Source organism: Phenylobacterium sp., from assembly GCF_030697305.1.
Classification (GTDB): domain Bacteria; phylum Pseudomonadota; class Alphaproteobacteria; order Caulobacterales; family Caulobacteraceae; genus Phenylobacterium.
On the sequence record NZ_JAUYQL010000101.1, the window covers coordinates 1 to 16,455 of the forward strand.

17 protein-coding genes are annotated in these 16,455 nt (G+C 67.1%); 8 read left to right on the plus strand and 9 right to left on the minus strand.

All coding sequences use genetic code 11. The features are described from left to right. A partial coding sequence (locus tag Q8R27_RS10490) for a glycine betaine ABC transporter substrate-binding protein (protein WP_305698973.1) occupies nucleotides 1–938 on the plus strand: 938 nt, incomplete at its 5' end. Here the strand turns inward: Q8R27_RS10490 and Q8R27_RS10495 are convergent. The 3 genes from Q8R27_RS10495 to Q8R27_RS10505 form a co-directional block, all read right to left on the minus strand. After that, nucleotides 935–1,924: a calcium-binding protein gene (locus Q8R27_RS10495; protein WP_305698974.1), complete on the minus strand. Its 990-nt coding sequence runs from the start codon at nucleotides 1,922–1,924 to the stop codon at nucleotides 935–937. The genes Q8R27_RS10490 and Q8R27_RS10495 overlap by 4 nt on opposite strands. A 134-nt stretch (nucleotides 1,925–2,058) precedes the next feature. After that, a complete protein-coding gene (locus Q8R27_RS10500; RefSeq protein WP_305698975.1) occupies nucleotides 2,059–3,045 on the minus strand; it encodes an alpha/beta hydrolase in 987 nt (328 codons plus the stop codon). 5 nt (nucleotides 3,046–3,050) lie between these two features. After that, entirely contained in the window at nucleotides 3,051–3,782 is a 732-nt protein-coding gene (locus Q8R27_RS10505; protein ID WP_305698976.1) for a hypothetical protein, read from the minus strand. A gap of 140 nt (nucleotides 3,783–3,922) precedes the next feature. On the opposite strand from Q8R27_RS10505, the gene fliQ reads away from it, so the two are divergent. From fliQ to cckA, 4 genes are all read left to right on the plus strand, one after another. Further along, on the plus strand, nucleotides 3,923–4,186 hold the full coding sequence (gene fliQ, locus Q8R27_RS10510; protein ID WP_305596462.1) for a flagellar biosynthesis protein FliQ: 264 nt from the start codon (nucleotides 3,923–3,925) through the stop codon (nucleotides 4,184–4,186). Between the two features lie 8 nt (nucleotides 4,187–4,194). Beyond that, entirely contained in the window at nucleotides 4,195–4,950 is a 756-nt protein-coding gene (gene fliR / locus Q8R27_RS10515) for a flagellar biosynthetic protein FliR (protein ID WP_305698977.1), read from the plus strand. A 3-nt stretch (nucleotides 4,951–4,953) separates the two neighbouring features. Continuing rightward, on the plus strand, nucleotides 4,954–6,030 hold the full coding sequence (flhB, locus tag Q8R27_RS10520; protein ID WP_305698978.1) for a flagellar biosynthesis protein FlhB: 1,077 nt from the start codon (nucleotides 4,954–4,956) through the stop codon (nucleotides 6,028–6,030). 199 nt (nucleotides 6,031–6,229) lie between these two features. Continuing rightward, nucleotides 6,230–8,371 carry a cell cycle histidine kinase CckA gene (gene cckA, locus Q8R27_RS10525; protein ID WP_371134680.1) on the plus strand — a complete coding sequence of 714 codons (2,142 nt, stop codon included), beginning with the start codon at nucleotides 6,230–6,232 and terminating at the stop codon, nucleotides 8,369–8,371. Between the two features lie 6 nt (nucleotides 8,372–8,377). Here the strand turns inward: cckA and Q8R27_RS10530 are convergent, their stop codons facing one another. Together Q8R27_RS10530 and Q8R27_RS10535 are read right to left on the minus strand one after the other, a co-directional pair. Then, the gene (locus Q8R27_RS10530; protein ID WP_305597942.1) at nucleotides 8,378–8,707 is read right to left on the minus strand and encodes a DUF6481 family protein; all 330 of its coding nucleotides are present in this window, start codon (nucleotides 8,705–8,707) and stop codon (nucleotides 8,378–8,380) included. Between the two features lie 112 nt (nucleotides 8,708–8,819). Continuing rightward, nucleotides 8,820–10,454: an EAL domain-containing protein gene (locus Q8R27_RS10535; protein WP_305698979.1), complete on the minus strand. Its 1,635-nt coding sequence runs from the start codon at nucleotides 10,452–10,454 to the stop codon at nucleotides 8,820–8,822. Between the two features lie 123 nt (nucleotides 10,455–10,577). Here Q8R27_RS10535 and Q8R27_RS10540 point away from each other — a divergent pair, with 123 nt between their 5' ends. The 3 genes from Q8R27_RS10540 to Q8R27_RS10550 all read left to right on the plus strand — a co-directional run bounded on the left by Q8R27_RS10540 (nucleotide 10,578) and on the right by Q8R27_RS10550 (nucleotide 13,520). Next, nucleotides 10,578–11,078: an NUDIX hydrolase gene (locus Q8R27_RS10540; protein WP_305698980.1), complete on the plus strand. Its 501-nt coding sequence runs from the start codon at nucleotides 10,578–10,580 to the stop codon at nucleotides 11,076–11,078. Nucleotides 11,079–11,581: 503 nt separating this feature from the next. Then, nucleotides 11,582–12,133 carry a sigma-70 family RNA polymerase sigma factor gene (locus Q8R27_RS10545; protein WP_305698981.1) on the plus strand — a complete coding sequence of 184 codons (552 nt, stop codon included), beginning with the start codon at nucleotides 11,582–11,584 and terminating at the stop codon, nucleotides 12,131–12,133. A gap of 193 nt (nucleotides 12,134–12,326) precedes the next feature. After that, nucleotides 12,327–13,520: a transporter gene (locus Q8R27_RS10550; RefSeq protein WP_305698982.1), complete on the plus strand. Its 1,194-nt coding sequence runs from the start codon at nucleotides 12,327–12,329 to the stop codon at nucleotides 13,518–13,520. Between the two features lie 120 nt (nucleotides 13,521–13,640). Here Q8R27_RS10550 and Q8R27_RS10555 read toward each other — a convergent pair whose 3' ends face one another. From Q8R27_RS10555 to Q8R27_RS10570, 4 genes are all read right to left on the minus strand, one after another. After that, the gene (locus tag Q8R27_RS10555; protein ID WP_305698983.1) at nucleotides 13,641–14,348 is read right to left on the minus strand and encodes a hypothetical protein; all 708 of its coding nucleotides are present in this window, start codon (nucleotides 14,346–14,348) and stop codon (nucleotides 13,641–13,643) included. A gap of 8 nt (nucleotides 14,349–14,356) precedes the next feature. Further along, complete coding sequence (locus Q8R27_RS10560) at nucleotides 14,357–15,025, minus strand: C39 family peptidase (RefSeq protein ID WP_305698984.1); 669 nt, start codon at nucleotides 15,023–15,025, stop codon at nucleotides 14,357–14,359. Between the two features lie 104 nt (nucleotides 15,026–15,129). Beyond that, a complete protein-coding gene (locus Q8R27_RS10565) occupies nucleotides 15,130–15,510 on the minus strand; it encodes a hypothetical protein (RefSeq protein ID WP_305698985.1) in 381 nt (126 codons plus the stop codon). A gap of 83 nt (nucleotides 15,511–15,593) precedes the next feature. Next, nucleotides 15,594–16,455: hypothetical protein (locus tag Q8R27_RS10570; protein ID WP_305698986.1), on the minus strand; the 862-nt coding region annotated here is incomplete at its 5' end.

Below are 16,455 nucleotides of genomic sequence, written 5' to 3' on the forward strand. Positions count from 1 at the left end.
TCGCCGTCGACCAGCTGCTGGGCCTGATCGAGGCGGGTGCGGCGAAGCGCGATCGGCGACGCGTCATCGCCGGGATCGCCGGCCTGGCCATCGGCGTCGCCGTCGCGCTGACCCCGCTGGCGGGCCTGGGCTCCACCCACGCCTACACGATCGGCGCGAAGAACTTTTCCGAGCAGTACATCCTGGCCGAGCTGATGGCCGAGCGGCTGGAACGCGGCGGCGCCCAGGTCAGCCGCAAGGAGGATCTAGGCTCGGCGGTCGCCTATCGCGCGCTGGCCGCCGGCGAGATCGACGCCTACGTCGACTATTCCGGAACACTCTGGACCAACACCCTGAACCGCCAGGACAATCCAGGCCGGGCCGCGGTGCTGGCCGGAATCACCAAGGACCTCGCGGCCCGCGACGGGGTGCAGGTGTTGGGCTCGCTGGGGTTCGAGAACGCCTATGCCCTGGCGATGCGGGCCGACAAGGCCAAGGCGCTGGGGATTGTCAGCCTGGACGACCTGGCGCGCGAGGCGCCCAAGCTCACCTTCGGCGCGGACCTGGAGTTCCTGTCGCGCCCGGAATGGAAAGCGATCGACGCGGCTTACGGGCTGAAGTTCAAGGCCAAGCGGTCGTTCCAACCGACCTTCATGTATCGGGCGCTGGCCGGCGGCGACGCCGACGTGATTTCGGCCTTCTCCAGCGACGGGCGCATCGCCGCCGACAAGCTGGTGGTGCTCACCGATCCGAAGGGCGCGATCCCGCCCTATGACGCGGTGATCCTGATCTCGCCCAAGAAGGTCGGCGACAAGCGCCTCATCGAGACGCTGAGGCCGCTGGTCGGCGCGATCCCCGTCGAGGCCATGCGGGCGGCGAACTACAGCGTCGACCGCGACCAGGGCAAGCTGTCGCCCGCCCAGGCCGCGCGCGACCTGGCGAAGGCGTCTGGCTTCTAGAGGCCGGTGAAGATCCAGCCGTCGCTGAGCGTAGCGATCGGCGTATTGACCAGCACCATCTGGTTTCCGCCGCCCATGTCGATGACCACGTCGAGGCCGACCTGGCTCACGGTGTAGGTCGTCCCGGGATCGACCATCACCTGGTCACCGGTGGCGCGGTTGAAGTCGAGCACCCGATCGAGCCCCGCCAGATTGAAGGTGTGGAAGATGTCCGCGCCCGATCCGCCGCTCAGCGTGTCGGCGCCGCGGTCGCCCGAGATCCAGTCGGCGCCGTCGCCGCCGGTCATGCGGTCGTTCTCCTGACCGCCGCGCATGATGTCGTCGCCGTTCCCCCCGTCGCAGGTATCGTCGCCGAGATTTCCGTAGATCACGTCGGCGCCGTCGCCGCCGGACAGCAGGTCGCGATCCTTGCCGCCGACCACCCAGTCGTCGCCCGCGCCGCCATTGGCGGTGTCGTCACCCATGTTGCCGTTGATGTCGTCGAAGCCGGCGCCGCCGGTGATTCGGTCATCGCCCTCTTCGCCGCGCAGGTAGCTGGCGCCCGCGCCGCCGTCGATGACGTCGGCCCCTGCGCCGCCGCTGATCGTGTCCGCCCCATCATAGCCGTACAGCCGGTCGGCGAAGCCTGTGCCGGCGATGGAGTCGGCGCCCGCCAGGATGGTGCGCAGCGCGGTCGCGTCGTCGCCGGCCCGCACCCAGGCCAGGAAGGTCGGCACGGAGACGTTGGCGTCGAGCACATCGAACACCAGGCCGCCGTTGAACGTCTCCTGGAAGCGATTGAGCGTGCCGCCCGACAAGGAGCCCGCTTGGTCGTAGGTGAAGGCGCCGAAGAAGTTGTCGAGGAAGGTCCCGCCCTGCGCGCCTGGGGTGCTGAGCTGGATGAAGGTGGCCGTCGCCTGGACCACCTGACCGGAGCCCAGTGCGCCAAGATCGAGTTGGTCGAAATTTATGCCGCCCGAAGCGGCGCCGCCAAGAACCGTAGCCATAGTCCACCCCCAGAAGGATTCTGCGAGGGCGGATCAGCAAGGCCCATGCCGGCGAGATCCTCATTCGCTGCGAGAAAGCGAAGGGGACAAGCTGGGCGATGCGGGCGGATCTGTCTCTTAATGGGACGGGGGGATCAGCCCGGCGGCTGTTCCGGCGGCCAAATCGGCTGAAACGCGCCGCCGGAGAAGGCGCCGCGCAGGAAGCCGCCGACCCGGGCTCGCTTCGGCGTCCAGCCATTGGGCCGCTCGTCAGTCTTCCAGGGCCCAGGCACATAGTCTCCGTGGCCGTAGTCGTCCCCCGCACCGATCTGAAACCAGCGCAGCTTGGCGGCGGCGGGCGACCCCGGCTTCAGGCGTGGACCAAAGGCGCCCAGCGCCCGCGACGAGCTGTGCTCGCCGCGCCAAAGCGCCGCCTCGACCCGGTCGCCGAGCGGAAAGGCGTCGCGCAGCACGCTGTCCTTCACCGAGCTGACCACCATGATCCGACGGACCGCGGCGATCGCTGGGGCGTAGCGCGGATCGTCGAGGGCGTCGTCGTCAACGGCGGGAGCCGTCAACACCAGGGCGTCGGTCGGAGCCGCGCGGCGCGCCTGCGCCAGCGTCTCGAGGGCGACGCGCGCGCCCATGCTGTGGGTGACGAAGGACAGGCTGGCTGCGCCCAGGGCAGGCCCGGCCAGGAACTCGGCGAATCGCTGCGCCGTCTCGCGGGCGTCGGCGAGCTCGAAGGGGTAGTTGACCCCCGGTAGCCACCAGTCGCCGGGCCATAGCACCGGGATGACCAAGTCGGCGCCGGCCGCCGGCGGGCCTTCCACGCCGCCGGGGACGGGCGAGGGGCCTAGGCCGAGCAGCTCCTGGGCCAGCGCCCCCAGGCCGGCGTAGCCGCGGTCGCGGTTGACGTTGAAGCCATGGATCAGGAAGCACAGGCTCTTGCCGTTGAGCCCGGCGCGGGTCTGCTGATCGCCCACATAGGTCGCGGCGCCTGAACGCAGTCGATCGCGCAGCGACGCCGGATCGTTCCAGTCGAAGGCCGGACCGATGGCGCCGCCCAGCGACACCATGACGCCAGGCGTCACCGCGCCGGCGTGGGCGGCGGCCAGGTCGCGGAAGCTCAGGACCAGCACGACGCTCAGACCTTCACGCCGCCGACCTGCCGCCAGGCGCGCAGGGAATCGCTCAGCGCGCTGGACAGGTCCTTGGCGATCGGCGCCAGAGGAACCGCGGCCAGACCGATGATCAGCGCGATCATCCAGGGATAGCCGTCCCTGCCGACGAACCCACCCTTGGCGGCGTAGTTGAAGAACAGCGAGAGCGCGATCGCGACCAGGCCTGCGGCGCAGCGAGCGAACGCCTGATAGCGCTCTTCCGCCAAACTGAAGGCGGCGACGATGCGCGCGTCGACTGCCAGAGCGAAGCGTCCTGCGAGCACCGCGGCGGTCTCGGATTCGGTCGGCGTGATCGCGCCCGACTGTTCAGAGATGAGCGCACGCGCCAAAGCCGCCGACTTGTCGTCGCCCAGTCCCCAGGCGTGGCCGATCAGCGCAGTGGCGGCCCCTTCTTCCATCAACGGCAACGCCAGACGCACGCCTTGGCGAAGCGAATCGGGCGCCTGGCCCTTGGCGCGACCGTCACGATATTGTCGCTGCACGATCTCCTTGTAGTGCTCGCCATAGGTCATGCGTAGCGCAGGGCCGTAATCGGCCACTAGCGCCTTGACGTAGCCAAAGCCGGCGTAAGGGAGGCCCACTCCCTTGACGACCAGCGCCTTGCCGAACGCCTCGACCACGCCGAACGCCGCGGTTCCCAGCGCACCCACCGCGATGATCGCGGCGAGCGCTTTCTCGATCTGCGAAATGTCCATCGGCTTGTCCCGTCCGGCCGGTTTCGCGGCAGCTTGCGGCAGGGTGCGTAGGCAAGTCGTTAACCCACGATTTACCGTCTCTTAACCATGATCGCCCAGGCCATCCTCTTGGCTTCAGCCACAGTTCGGAGTGTTAGCCCATGAACGGCGCGGAGGTCCTGGACGTCGGGCGCGACGCCATCTGGCTCACCGTCCAGCTTTCGGCGCCGGTGCTGATCGTCGGCCTGATCGTCGGCGTCGCGGTGGGCCTGTTGCAGGCGTTGACCCAGATTCAGGAGGCGACGCTGGTCTATGCGCCGAAGATCGTCGCCATCTTCCTGTCGCTGCTGCTGTTCCTGCCGATGATGGGCGCGCTGATGAGCGGCTTCATGCGCCAGATCGCCGCCCGCATCGCCGGCATGTAGCCGGGCCGATGGAATCCTTCGCCACAGCCCAGCAGGTGTATGCGGGCGGCCTGATCTTCGCCCGGGTGGGCGCGCTGGTCATGCTGCTGCCGGGGATCGGCGAGACCGTGGTGCCGGCGCGCATCCGCCTGTCGTTCGCATTCCTGATGGCGCTGCTGCTGTTTCCGGTGGTCTCGCGCACCGTTCCGGCGCTGCCGGCCAGCGCCGGCCTGCTGGGCGCTGCGGTGATCAAGGAGGTGTTGATCGGCCTGATGATCGGGGCGATCCTGCGCATGTTCCTGTCGTCGCTGGCGGCCGCCGGCGAGATCGTCTCGCTGCAGACCACCCTGTCGTTCGCCCAAACCGCGGCGCCGGGCCAGGCGCAGCCGACCACCAGCCTGTCGGCCTTTCTGGCCATGCTGGGCCTGGTGCTGGTGATGACCACCGACCTGCATCACATGTTCCTGTCGGCGATCGTCCACTCCTACAGCCTGTTCCCGTTCAGCCGCCCAGTGCAGGTGGCCGACGCAGGCCAGCTGGCCGTGCAGACGGTCGGTCGCTCGTTCGCCTTGGGGCTTCAGCTCGCAGCTCCGGTGGTGGTGTTCTCGCTGATCTTCAACATCGCCACCGGCCTGATCGGGCGGGTGATGCCGCAGTTCCAGATCTTCTTCGTCGCCACGCCGCTGATCGTGCTGCTTGGCCTGTCGATCTTCGCGCTCAGCCTGGGGTTGCTTGGAATGGTCTGGCTCGACCATTACCGCGAACTCCTGTCGTTCTTCGTCTAGCCCATGGCCGAAGAAAACGACGCCGCGTCAAAGACAGAAGAGCCCACACCACGCAAGCTCCAGCAGGCGCGCGAAAAGGGTGACGTCGCCAAGACCCCGGATCTCGCGCCGCTGGCTTCGCTGGCCGCCGCCGCCGCCGTCATGGCGCTCGCCGGCGGTCCGCTGTCTCGCAACATGGCCAGCGCCCTGCTGCCGTTCATCGCCAACCCGGGCGGCATGTCGCTGAGCGGTGGCGGCGCGGTCGAGGTGGCGCGCCAGATGATGATGGCCTCGGCCCCGATCCTGTGCGCCGTGCTGTTCGCCGCGGCGCTCGCGGGCGCCGCCGGGAACCTGGTCCAACACGGTTTCCTCTACGCCCCCGACAAGCTGAAGTTCGACCTGAAGAAGGTCTCGCCGATGTCCGGCTTCAAGCGGATCTTCGGCTTGGACGGGATGGTCCAGTTCCTCAAGTCGCTGGCCAAGATCGTGCTGGTGTCGCTGATCGCCTGGTGGGTGCTGAAGCCGTTCATGCCGCAGATGCGCACGCTGGCCGCTCTGGACCCGGCGGCCATGCTGCCGCTAAGCGCCGACATCCTGCGCCGGCTGGTGTTCGCGGTCGTCGCGATGATGCTGGCCATCGCCGGCGGCGACTGGCTGTGGCAGCGCCAGCGCTTCATCGTCCGCATGCGGATGTCCAAGGAGGAACTCAAAGAGGATTTCCGGCAGTCCGAAGGCGATCCGCACGTGCGCGCCCGCCAAAAGCAGATCCGCCGCGACCGCGCGCGCCGGCGCATGATGCAGGCCGTGCCCACCGCCACCGTGGTTGTGATGAATCCGACCCACTTCGCCGTGGCGCTGAAGTACGAGCCCTCGGAAGCGCCAGCGCCGCTTTGCGTCGCCAAGGGCGCCGACGCGGTGGCGCTGCGCATCCGTGCGGCCGCCGAAGCCGCCGGGGTGCCGGTGATCGAGGATGCGCCCCTGGCGCGCGCGCTGTTCGCCGCCGTCGAGGTCGACGACGTGATCCCGCCGAAGCACTATGAGGCGGTGGCCAAGGTGATCGGCTTCGTCATGAACGGTGGACGGCGCGGTCTGCGTAGCTGAATACCTGGCCGGCCAATCTTCAGGACTGATTAACCATATTCGATCAGTGTTTGCGCCAAGGGGTTCGCCTCGCGCTGGGCGCGGGACTGCGAGGTGTTCGCGATGCGAACCCGCGCTCCCCTACGTCCGACCGGCCACGGAATTCCAGGTGATGAAAGTCACTTGTAAAACAACGTGCTGAACGAAATCGGATATCATCATGAATGATTCGCCGGGCGCGCCAGCCCGACCGCAGCAGGAGTTCAGCGCAACCGCCATGGCCAAGTCGCCGATCAGCGAAGGCGCAGCCCGGTTCGATCCGGTGGTGGCGGCGGCGGCGGTGTTCTTCATCCTGGCTGTCGGTTTCGCCGCCGCGCCGGCGATCAATGCGGGACCTGCGACCCTGGCCGGCCTGCTGCTGCTGATCGGGCTGGCGGGCGTCGCCTGTCTTGGCCTGTTCGCCCTGCGCGGGGTGGCCGAGGCGCCGGGCGAGGCCGAGCCGGCCGCCGACCGCCTGCTGGAGGCCCTGCCGGAGCCGGCCGCGCTCGCCGCCGCCGACGGTCGCATCCACGCCGTCAACGCCGCCTGGCGCAAGCTGATGGGCGCGGCGCCCCGGCTGCCGAAGCACGGCGCTTCGGCCACCAGCCTGTTCGCTGCGCTCGCCGCCGCGCGCCGCGGCGAGACCGCGCGCGCCTCGCTGCGCAACAGCACCGGCGAGCACGCCGCGGTGATCTCACCGGTCGGCGCGCGCCGCTTCCTGGTTCGGCTGGCGGGAGAACGCACCGACCAACTGGCTCTGCCCACGGGCGCCCTGGAGGTGCTGAACGCCTTTAACGCCGCCACCCCGCCGCCGCCTAAGATGCTGGACGCTTTCGCCGCGGCCTCGCCGTTCGGTGCGGCGCTGCTGGACGGGGACGATCCCTTCACCGCGACGATCATCGAGGCCAACCCCGCGTTGTCGGCGGTCGCCGGCGGTGGTGGACATGGGGCGGTGTTCGGCGATTTGATCGAGCCATCCTCCCGCGCCGACGCGGCCCAGCGGCTGACCGCCGGCGGGGGCCGCACGGCCAGCGCGCTGGAAGTGCGGCTCGCCCAGGATCCGACCCGTATCGCCCACCTCTATCTGTCGAAGACGGACGGCCGCTGGGTCGCCTATCTGGTGGACGTCTCCGACCAGAAGCAGATCGAGCTGCAGCTGGCCCAGAGCCAGAAGATGCAGGCCATCGGCCAGCTCGCCGGCGGCGTGGCGCACGACTTCAACAACCTGTTGACCGCGATCTTCATGCAGCTCGACGTGCTGGCCTCGCGCCATCCGCTGGGCGACCCATCCTACGAAGGTCTGAACGAGATCCGTCAGACCTCGGCGCGCGCCGCCGACCTGGTGCGCAAGCTGCTGGCCTTTTCGCGCAAACAGACCGTGCAACGCGAGACCCTCGACCTTGGCGAGCTGATCAGCGAGTTCGAGGTGCTGCTCCGCCGGGTGCTCTACGAAGACGTCAAGCTGGAGACCGAGTACGGCCGCGAGTTGCCGCAGGTGCGCGCCGACCGCGGCCAGCTGGAGACCGCGGTGATGAACCTGGCGGTCAACGCCCGCGACGCCGTGCGCGCCCACGGCGGCGGCACCGTGCGCATCCGCACCGCGCGCGTCACCGAGGCCGAGGCAGCGGCCCTTGGCTACGCCGGCGCGGTCGGGCCGCAGGCGCTGATCGAGGTGTCAGACGACGGCCCCGGCATCCCGCCCGAGGTGATCGACAAGATCTTCGACCCGTTCTTCACCACCAAGCCGGTAGGCGAGGGCACGGGTCTGGGTCTGGCCACCGTCTACGGCATCGTCAAGCAGTCGGACGGCTGGATCCACGTCCATTCCAAGCCTGGCGAGGGCGCGGCGTTCCGCATTTTCCTGCCCGTGCACATCCCCACGGCCAGCGAGCTCGCCGCGGCGGCGGAGCCGGTGAAGCTCACCAGGCCAGCGGCGCGCGACCTGTCGGGCGCCGGGCGGATTCTGTTCGTCGAGGACGAGGACGCGGTGCGTGGCGTGGCCGCCAAGCTGCTGCGCGCCCGGGGCTACGAGGTGATCGAGGCCGCCAGCGGCGAAGAAGCTCTTGAGCTCGCCGAGGAACACGCGGGCACCATCGACCTGATGATCTCCGACGTGGTCATGCCCGGCATGCAGGGCCCTGACTTGCTCAAGCAGGCGCGCCAGTACCTGGGCGAAGCGCCGGTGATGTTCATCTCCGGCTACGCGGAGGCGGAGTTCTCGAACCTGCTGGAAGGCGAGCGCAACATCTCGTTCCTGCCCAAGCCGATCGACATCAAGACGCTCGCCGAGCGCGTGAAGCTGGAACTCCAGAAGGCGGCGTGAGGTGAGTTACTTGCGCTTCTGTTTCCGGGCGGCGTAGCGCGCGTCGCGGGCGGCTTTTTGTGCGGCCTTCAGCTCCAGGTCACGGGCTTCCTGGTCGATCGCCTCGGCTTCTTGTGTGGCCGCCGTTTCGATCGCGACCTGTTCGCGCTTGGCGGCCTTGGCGGCCTGGCGCTCAGTGCGCACACGTTCCAGCTCAGCGGCCTTTTCGGCCTGACGTTGAGCGAGGTTCGGGTCGGTGACCGTGGGTTTGGGGCGGAACTTGGCGAGCAGGGCCTGCTTGGCGGCGGCGGCGGCCGCGGCGCGGTCGGCGAAACTGTTGTTCTTGAGGTCTCTCATCTCGGATCCAGCTGGCCCGGCCCGATGACCGGTCTGAAGGCGTCACATCTAGCGGATAACCGCCGTCCCTCAAGTCCGGTTGCGCCGTTGCGGCGCTCAAAAAAATTGAGGGTCAGCCCCAGCTTTCGACGGCGCCGCGGCGGCGACCCGGGGCGACGGCCGCCACCTGTTTGGCGATCGGCAAGGCAGGCTCGTCGGCGGCCGGGCCATAGAGCCAGCCCTGCGCGAAGTCGACGCCGGCGCGGCGGACCGCTTCCTCCGCCTGGGGCGTCTCGACCATCTCGGCCAGGGTCTTGACCCCCAACTCCGCGCACATGCGCACCAGATGACGGATGAATGTCGCACCGCGACCGCCGTGCTGCAGTTCTCGGATGTAGCGCCCGTCGATCTTGACCACGTCGAGGCTGAGTTGCTGCAGGTAGGCGAGGGAGGCGGCGCCCGCACCGAAGTCGTCCAGGCACACGCGGCAGCCCTCGGCGCGCAACGCCTGCAGGTGGCGGTCGGCTAGCGCCAGGTCATCGATCGCGGCGCTTTCTGTCAGTTCGAAGATCAAGCGATGGCGGGCCTCGCCCGAGCCGCGGATGATGCGGCGCGCCTGTTCGACGAAGTCGCTGCTGCAGATCGTGCGCCCGGAGATGTTCACCGCCAGCGTCAGGTCGTGCGAGGTGGTCAGCCGTTCCACCGTGCGTTCCAAAATCGCCAGGTCGAGCGGCTCGATAAGGTCCAGTTCCTCGGCCATGCGGATGATCGGGAAGGGGCTAGCCTCGGCTCCGAAGCGGACCAGCACCTCGTAGTGGTGCAGCGCCCCGCCAGCCTTCAGATCGACGACGGGCTGATAGACCAGCCGGAAGTTCTTGCGGGCCACGGCTTCGCCCAGCGCGCCGGCCTCCATCATGGTTCGCCGCAAGGATGCCTGCACGGCCTCCCCCAGCGTCATCGGGTTGTCCACGTCCAGGCCGTCGCGAATGAAGCTGTCGAGCGAGAAGCGGATCGCGCGCAGCACCTTTCCAGCCGAGGGGTCGTCGTCCAGCGGCAGGCTCGCGCCGCCGGCGTCGACGGTGTGCGGGGGCGGCAGGTCGAGCAGGTCAGCCATGCGCTTGGCCAACAGGCCCGGCGCCTCGGCGGTGCGCTGACGCACGAGGGCGTAGCGGTCGCCGCCCAGCTCAGCCGCGGCCGAACCGCCATGCGACTGCGCCCGCAACAGGCCCGCCATGCGGCGTTCGGCGTCCTTGGCCGCATCGGGCGCCAGCGCGCTCCGCGCCTGGGCGAAGCCGGCCATCTCCACCAGCGCGAGCTCCAGTTCCACCCCGGTCGCCCGGGCGGTCTCGAACAGGGTGGCCGCAAGGGTTTCGAATCCGGCCTTGTCGTGCAGACCACTTTGATTTCGAGGCGCAGGATTCCCCGCCCGCGCCAGGGTGCAGGAGGTCGCGCCGCCGTTTTGCGGCAGCCGGCAGGCGCGGAGGGTCGCCGCGCGTGGCGCGGCCCCCGCCGCGCTCTTGAGTTCCACCAGCACGGGACCTGCGCGCGCGCCGGCCTGCAGCGCGTCAAACAGGGCGTCGACCATCGGTTGGTCGCGCGCGTCGATGAAATCGCGCAGCGGCCTGCCGACGAGTTGGGTTTCGGGAGAGCCAGACAGCGCTTCACTGGCGCCGACCGCGAGGTCTATCGAACCGCTGGGGCCGATCTCCAACAGGAGGTCGGCGCCGGCGAAGGCGAAGCCGAGAAGACGGTGGACGCCGAGCGACAAGACTGATCGGCTCCTTTCGCCGCTAGAGGGGCACACTGCCCGCTCAAGCTTAATTCCCGGTTGCCGCCGCATGGGCATTTCGCCGCGGCTGGATCAGCTCCCGGCGGACTTGTATTGAAGCCCATGCGCGAACGCCGAACCGCCAGGGTGCTGCTGCTCGATCCGCACGGCCGGATCCTGCTGATGAAGGGACGCCTGCCCAGCCGGCCCGATGCGCCGGGGGCGTGGTTCACAGTTGGCGGTGGGGCCGATCCTGATGAGACGCTGGAGCAGGCGGCCCTGCGCGAAGTGTTCGAAGAGACCGGTTTCAGCGACGTCGTGTTGGGCCCAGCAGTATGGTTGCGCGAAAGCGTGCTGGCGCTGGAAGGCGGCGAAGCGGTGTTGTTCTGCGAAACCTATTTCGTAGCCCATTGCGCCGGCGCTGAGCCCAATCGCGAGGGGTGGGACGAGGTGGAGCGGCGGCTGGTCGACGATATCCGCTGGTGGCGCCTGGTCGACCTGCTGGCCTGCGGTGAGCCCGTCTACCCGGAGGCGTTCGCGTACCTCGCCCCCGACATCGTCGCTGGACGACTTCCGCGTGAGCCTTTGGTGATCACCGCGCCCAGGGCGCTGGACGGCGTTTGACCGTCTTTCGGGCTCTGCTAGATCGATCCGCGTCGATATCAGGTCCGAACCCCGATTCGCCGGCTCGACGCCTTGCGTTGGTCCATTGCGCGGCCCATCTGAAGAATGTGGACGGCGATACGCAATGTGTTGCGAATCCCATGCGGTCGAACACCATTAGTATGACTTCGCACGGTGAAGCTTTCGGATGCAGTTGTCGCCGCGATTGAGCCGCACGGCGCACTGTGTCGGGAACCCCACTCTGGTGTTTGTGTCAAACTGGCACTACAAAACTGACACATGTTTGCCCGATTACGTTCACGGAACCTGTTTCCGATCATCTTTCGGACCGATTTCAGGGCTTGAGTACATCGAATTAACGGACTATTAGCTTTGTATGTCATCGACGCGGGTGCCTGGTAGGGCATCGGATCGAAGGCGGGCTGTACGGGGGCGGCGGCCGTTATCCAGGTTTGGCGAAAGTGACGGTCTGCGTCGTTTTCGCCAAGGGGTCGGAGGTCGGGATGTCAGATCCATTCAGGGATGAAGTTATCTCTCTCATTCCGCCACTGCGCGGCTATGCGATCGCCCTGACACGATCGAGCACCGAAGCTGACGACCTTGTGCAGGACGCTCTGGTGCGGGCTTGGCAGTTCCGCTCAGGCTTCCGGGTCGGGACCAACCTCAAGGCCTGGCTCTACAAGATCCTCCGCAACACCTTCTACACTCAATCGGAGCGCCGCTGGCGCACGGTTCAGGATGTGGACGGAAAGCTCGCCGCACAGCTCACCTGCAACCCCGATCAGGAATGGCGGCTGGTCTATGACGAGTTGCTGGAAGCACTGGGTCACCTGAGCAAGGACACCCGCGATGCGTTGCTTCTGGTGGTGGCCGCTGGGCTGACCTACGAGGAGGCTGCGGAGATCACAGGATGTGCAGTTGGCACGATGAAGAGCCGCGTGAACCGCGCCCGCGAAAGATTGGCCAAACTGACCGATTTCGACCTTGCGGGATCGACGCCAAATGAGCCAAAACAAACTGCGTCCACCGTTAACGGGCGTCCGGCATTTGTTTAACGGCTCCTGAACTAATACCGGTCAGTTTGGTACTATCCCTGTCGACTAAACCGCCGGTGCATCTCACATGACTTCGTTGGCTTCCGGGTCTTCACAGACTGCTCGCCTGTTGATGGCTGGAACTGCCGCGTTCGCGCTATTGTCCGCGAGCGCACCTGCTTTCGCTCAGGTCAGCGCCTCTACGGCCCAACGCTTGGCCAACATCGAGGCTCAACTCGCAGACCAGAACCGGCGACTGGCCGACCAGGAGCGGCGTCTGCAGACGCAGGAACAGATCATCCAGGCTCAGGCGGTCCAGCTCAACGGGCTTCATAACGAACGTGAGCGCCTGCTCAGCGACATCCGCGCCGGCCGTGAACTGGCCGAGACGGAGCGCCCGCTGACGGTGGCCTCGAACGCTTCGGTCGCCCAGGTCGGGCCGACCGCCGATGATTCGCCACAGCCGGTGGGCGAAGCGCCGCCGCCTGAACGCCGCGCCCGCGAAGTGGCCGCCATCCCCGAGGGCATGGGCGTGCTGACCCCGCGCGGAACGCTGATCATCGATCCGTCGATCGAATACACCCGCACCAGCTCCAACCGCCTGGTGTTCCGCGGCGTCGAAATCGTCCCGGGCATCCAGCTGGGGGTCATCGAAGCCAACGACGCGGACCGCGATTCGCTGACCGGCGCCCTGTCCGCCCGCTTCGGCCTGACCAACCGCATCGAAGTGTCGGCGAGCATCCCCTACGTCTATCGCCAGGATCGTGTGACCACGGTCCAGCAGCGCGACGAGACGGTAGCCCGCGCCATCAAGCTCGAGGGCCAGGAGTGGGGCGACCTCGATGTCAGCGCCCGCTATCAGATCAATGCGGGTCTGCGCGGCTGGCCGGTGTTCGTGGCCAACCTTCGCGCCAAGCCCCCGACCGGCGTGGGCCCCTTCGACGTCAACTACGACGAATTCGGCGTCGCCAAGGACTTGGCCACCGGCTCCGGCTTCTGGGGCGTGAGCGCCGGGGTCACCGCAATCTATCCGACCGACCCGGCGGTGATCTTCGGCAGCTTCGACTACCTCTACAATGTGCCCAAGGACATCAATAAAACCATCGGTAATGTGCCGGTCGGCAGCATCGACCCGGGCGACTCCATCAGCGCCACGCTGGGCTTCGGCCTGGCGCTGAACCCGCGCTTCTCGTTCTCGCTGGGCTACAGCCACAGCTACATCTTCCCGACCGACTCCGACCTCGGAAACACCGTGCAACGGTCCAACAGTCTGCAGGTCGGGCGTATGCTGATGGGCTGGTCCTTCCGCCTCAGCGAACGCGTCACCCTCAACAACAACTTCGAGTTCGGCGTCACCAGCGACGCGCCCGACATGCGCATGGTCGTGCGCGTGCCCTACCGCTTTTAGGGCCGCCGCCAGGCGCGCGCGGCGCCCACCCCCCTTTGAGACACGGCAAAACACCCCGGATCATCGATCCGGGGTGTTTTAGCATGTAACGACCAAGCCGCGGCGGCCTGGCGCGGAGCCTTAGTTGGCGGCGTTGGTCAGCGCCAGATCCAGCGAGCTTTGCATGTTGGAGCCGACGCGCGAGCGCATCATGTCCGCCGTCAGGGCGTCGAAGCCCGGAATGGTCAGGGTGATGTCTGTGTGCTGTTCGATGGTGCGATCGTTGGCGGTGTTGAGCGTCAGGTTGGTGATGCCGCCGCCGTTCAGTTGCTGCAGCACCGCGGTGGCGCCGCCCGAACCGGGAATGACCACGCCGTTCCAGCCCGAGGTGTCGCCCAGCTTGATGCCGCCAGCAGCGGCCGCTCCGGCGAGGTCCGCGGTCGGCGCGCCTTGCAGGATCTCGGGAGCCTTGGCGCCGGTCTGGGTGTCCCAGGTCAGGCGGCTTTCCAGCGCCACTGCGCCGTCAATGGTGGTGCGCACCACCGCGCCGAACCCGATATCCAGGCCGAGCGGCGTCATAAACCCGCCGCGTTCGCCTTCCAGGTCCGCTTCGGCCAGCGCCAAGCCGCCCGACGCCGCAGGCTCGTCGGCCAGGGCCAGTTCCGGCGCATTCAGCAGGCTGAACGGGTCGATCGCGGCGATGTCCGAAATGGCGGCTGCGTCGTTCGCCAACGAAGTGATGTCGGCTTCCGCCGTGTCGTTCAGGCCGTCGAAGCTGGTGTGGGCCAGTGCGACGCCAGGAAGCGTCAGCACGGCCAGCATGGCGGTCAGAGTGGCGAAGCGCGTCATGGGTAAGCTCACGGAAGAGTACGAGAAACAGGAAGATCGCCGGCGATGTAGGGGTCGATGTCGAGAGCGCCCGACACCTGGTACATCGGCGGCAATTCCCGCGTGAAATCGGAGAGCGAGGCGTTGTTGATCGGATGGGACAGCGGGGCCTTGGGCCACGGGTTCCATTCTTCGCTGCGGTTGTAGACGACCTGCTGGGCAGGGCCTTCGTTGACCAGAAAGACGATCCCGTTCCACATCGCGACGAATTCATCGCGCGAATAGGTCTTGAGGCCCTGGGCCGGGTCGCCGATCAGGACGCGGCCGCCCTGTATGCCTTTAATGACGACGAAGTGCTTGTAATTGTTGATCGAGATCACCGCGATCGCAGGGGCCTTGAGGTCTGCCAGCTCTTCCATGTCGAGCTTGTAGCCGTCGGCGCTGAAGCCATGGGCTTCGAGATAGCGCTTCATGTCCAGAAGTGAGAAGCCGACCTTGCGGATCTTGTCCTGATCGCCCGTGGCGTACATCGCCTTGAAGACCTCGGCCTCAGTGACCGGCTTGCCGTAGTGGTAATGCAGAAGCGTGGCCAGCGCGGCCGAGCCGCAGCTGTAATCGTATTGCTGCCGCACCACCGTGCGCCACGGGATGTCCTTGAAGGTGGTGACCTTCACATTGAACGTCGCGCCGCCTTCCATGAACGAGACCTGCGCCGATGCGGGAGCCGCCAGGCACAGGCCCAGGGCGGTTCCACATGCGAGAGCGGTCAAGCTGCGAAGGAGCGGCGAGGACATGGCTGAACTCAAGGGGCGGGGGTGGGGGTGGTGGCGATGGTGACGCTGATGCTGCCCATGACGTTGGCGTTGGCGCCGGTGTTCACCGTCACGTTGCCGATGCCGTTGAACCCGACCAGCGCGCCCGGGGAGAAGGTCACGTCGCCTGAGCGGTAGTCGCCGCCGCCGGTGTTCACGGAGTTGTCTTTATTGATCGCCTCAAGGTCCTGGTCGGAGATGGCCAGGTTGGTGACCGTATTGGCGCCCCCGGATGTCGCGGCCATTTCGTCGGCGCTCATCGACTGAGGTGCGGATTTGGCGGCCGGAGCCTGAGTGTCCGCCGCCGAGGCGATTCCGAACGTCCCGAAGAGGACGGCGGAAGCCAGGAGACAGGTGGCGGTGCGTGACATCGGGACTCTCCGGTGCGGATAGGGCAGTTGAATTCAAGAAGTAGGCCAGGCCGCCGCGGATGCGGCGGCCTGGCCCTTTAGTCTTATTGACCGAAGCCGATCGAGGAGTTCGCGCCCAGGCCGGTGACGGCTTGGTTCGCGGTCGTCAGACCGGTGTTGTAGCTGGCGGTTTGGATGCCAGCGTAGGCGGTGTGGTCGCCGGCGTTGATGCCGCCGGTGGCCAGGCCAGCCGCGGCCGCGCCGTAGCCCGACGTGATCGTGCCGTGATCGTCGGTCACCGAGGTCGGCGAGCCCGTCGTGTAAACGGTCAGATCGTTATCGCGGATCTTGGCCTTTTGCTCGACGTCCGACTTCGTGAAGTAGGACACCTTCGTGTAGTCCGACGTGTCCGTCTTGCTGATGGTCACGGAGTCGCTGTTGCGCGAGCCGAGCGAGTTGCCCGACAGGACGCGGTTGCCGCTATCCTTGACGATCGTGGTGTCGGACGTGTCGGAAACGTCCACGGTCTTGGTCGTGGAGTTGCCCGAAGCAACGTCGTTGTTCGACAGGACGTTGTTGCCGCTGTCCTTGACGATCGTGGTGTCGGACGTGTCGGAAACGTCGACGGTCTTGGTCGAGGAGTTGCCCGACGCGACTTGGTTGTTCGACAGGATGTCGTTGCCGCTGCCGTAGTTCACCAGGTACGTGTCGTCATCGCTCTTGGTCGTGTTCGCGATGTTCGTGGTGGTGTCGACCGCGGTCGAGTTGCCGTAGGTCGTCGTCGTGGCGCCGTGGTCGTCGGTGGTCGAGGACACCGGGCCGCCCAGGGCGACGTTGCCTTCGAGGTTGCCGTTGCCGGCGTCGGCCATCGCCGCGCTGGACATGGCGACGCCGAGAACCAGCGCCGACACGGAGATGAGGAACTTATTGGTCATTAGTGTGCCTTCCAAAATTCTGAATGGGTGA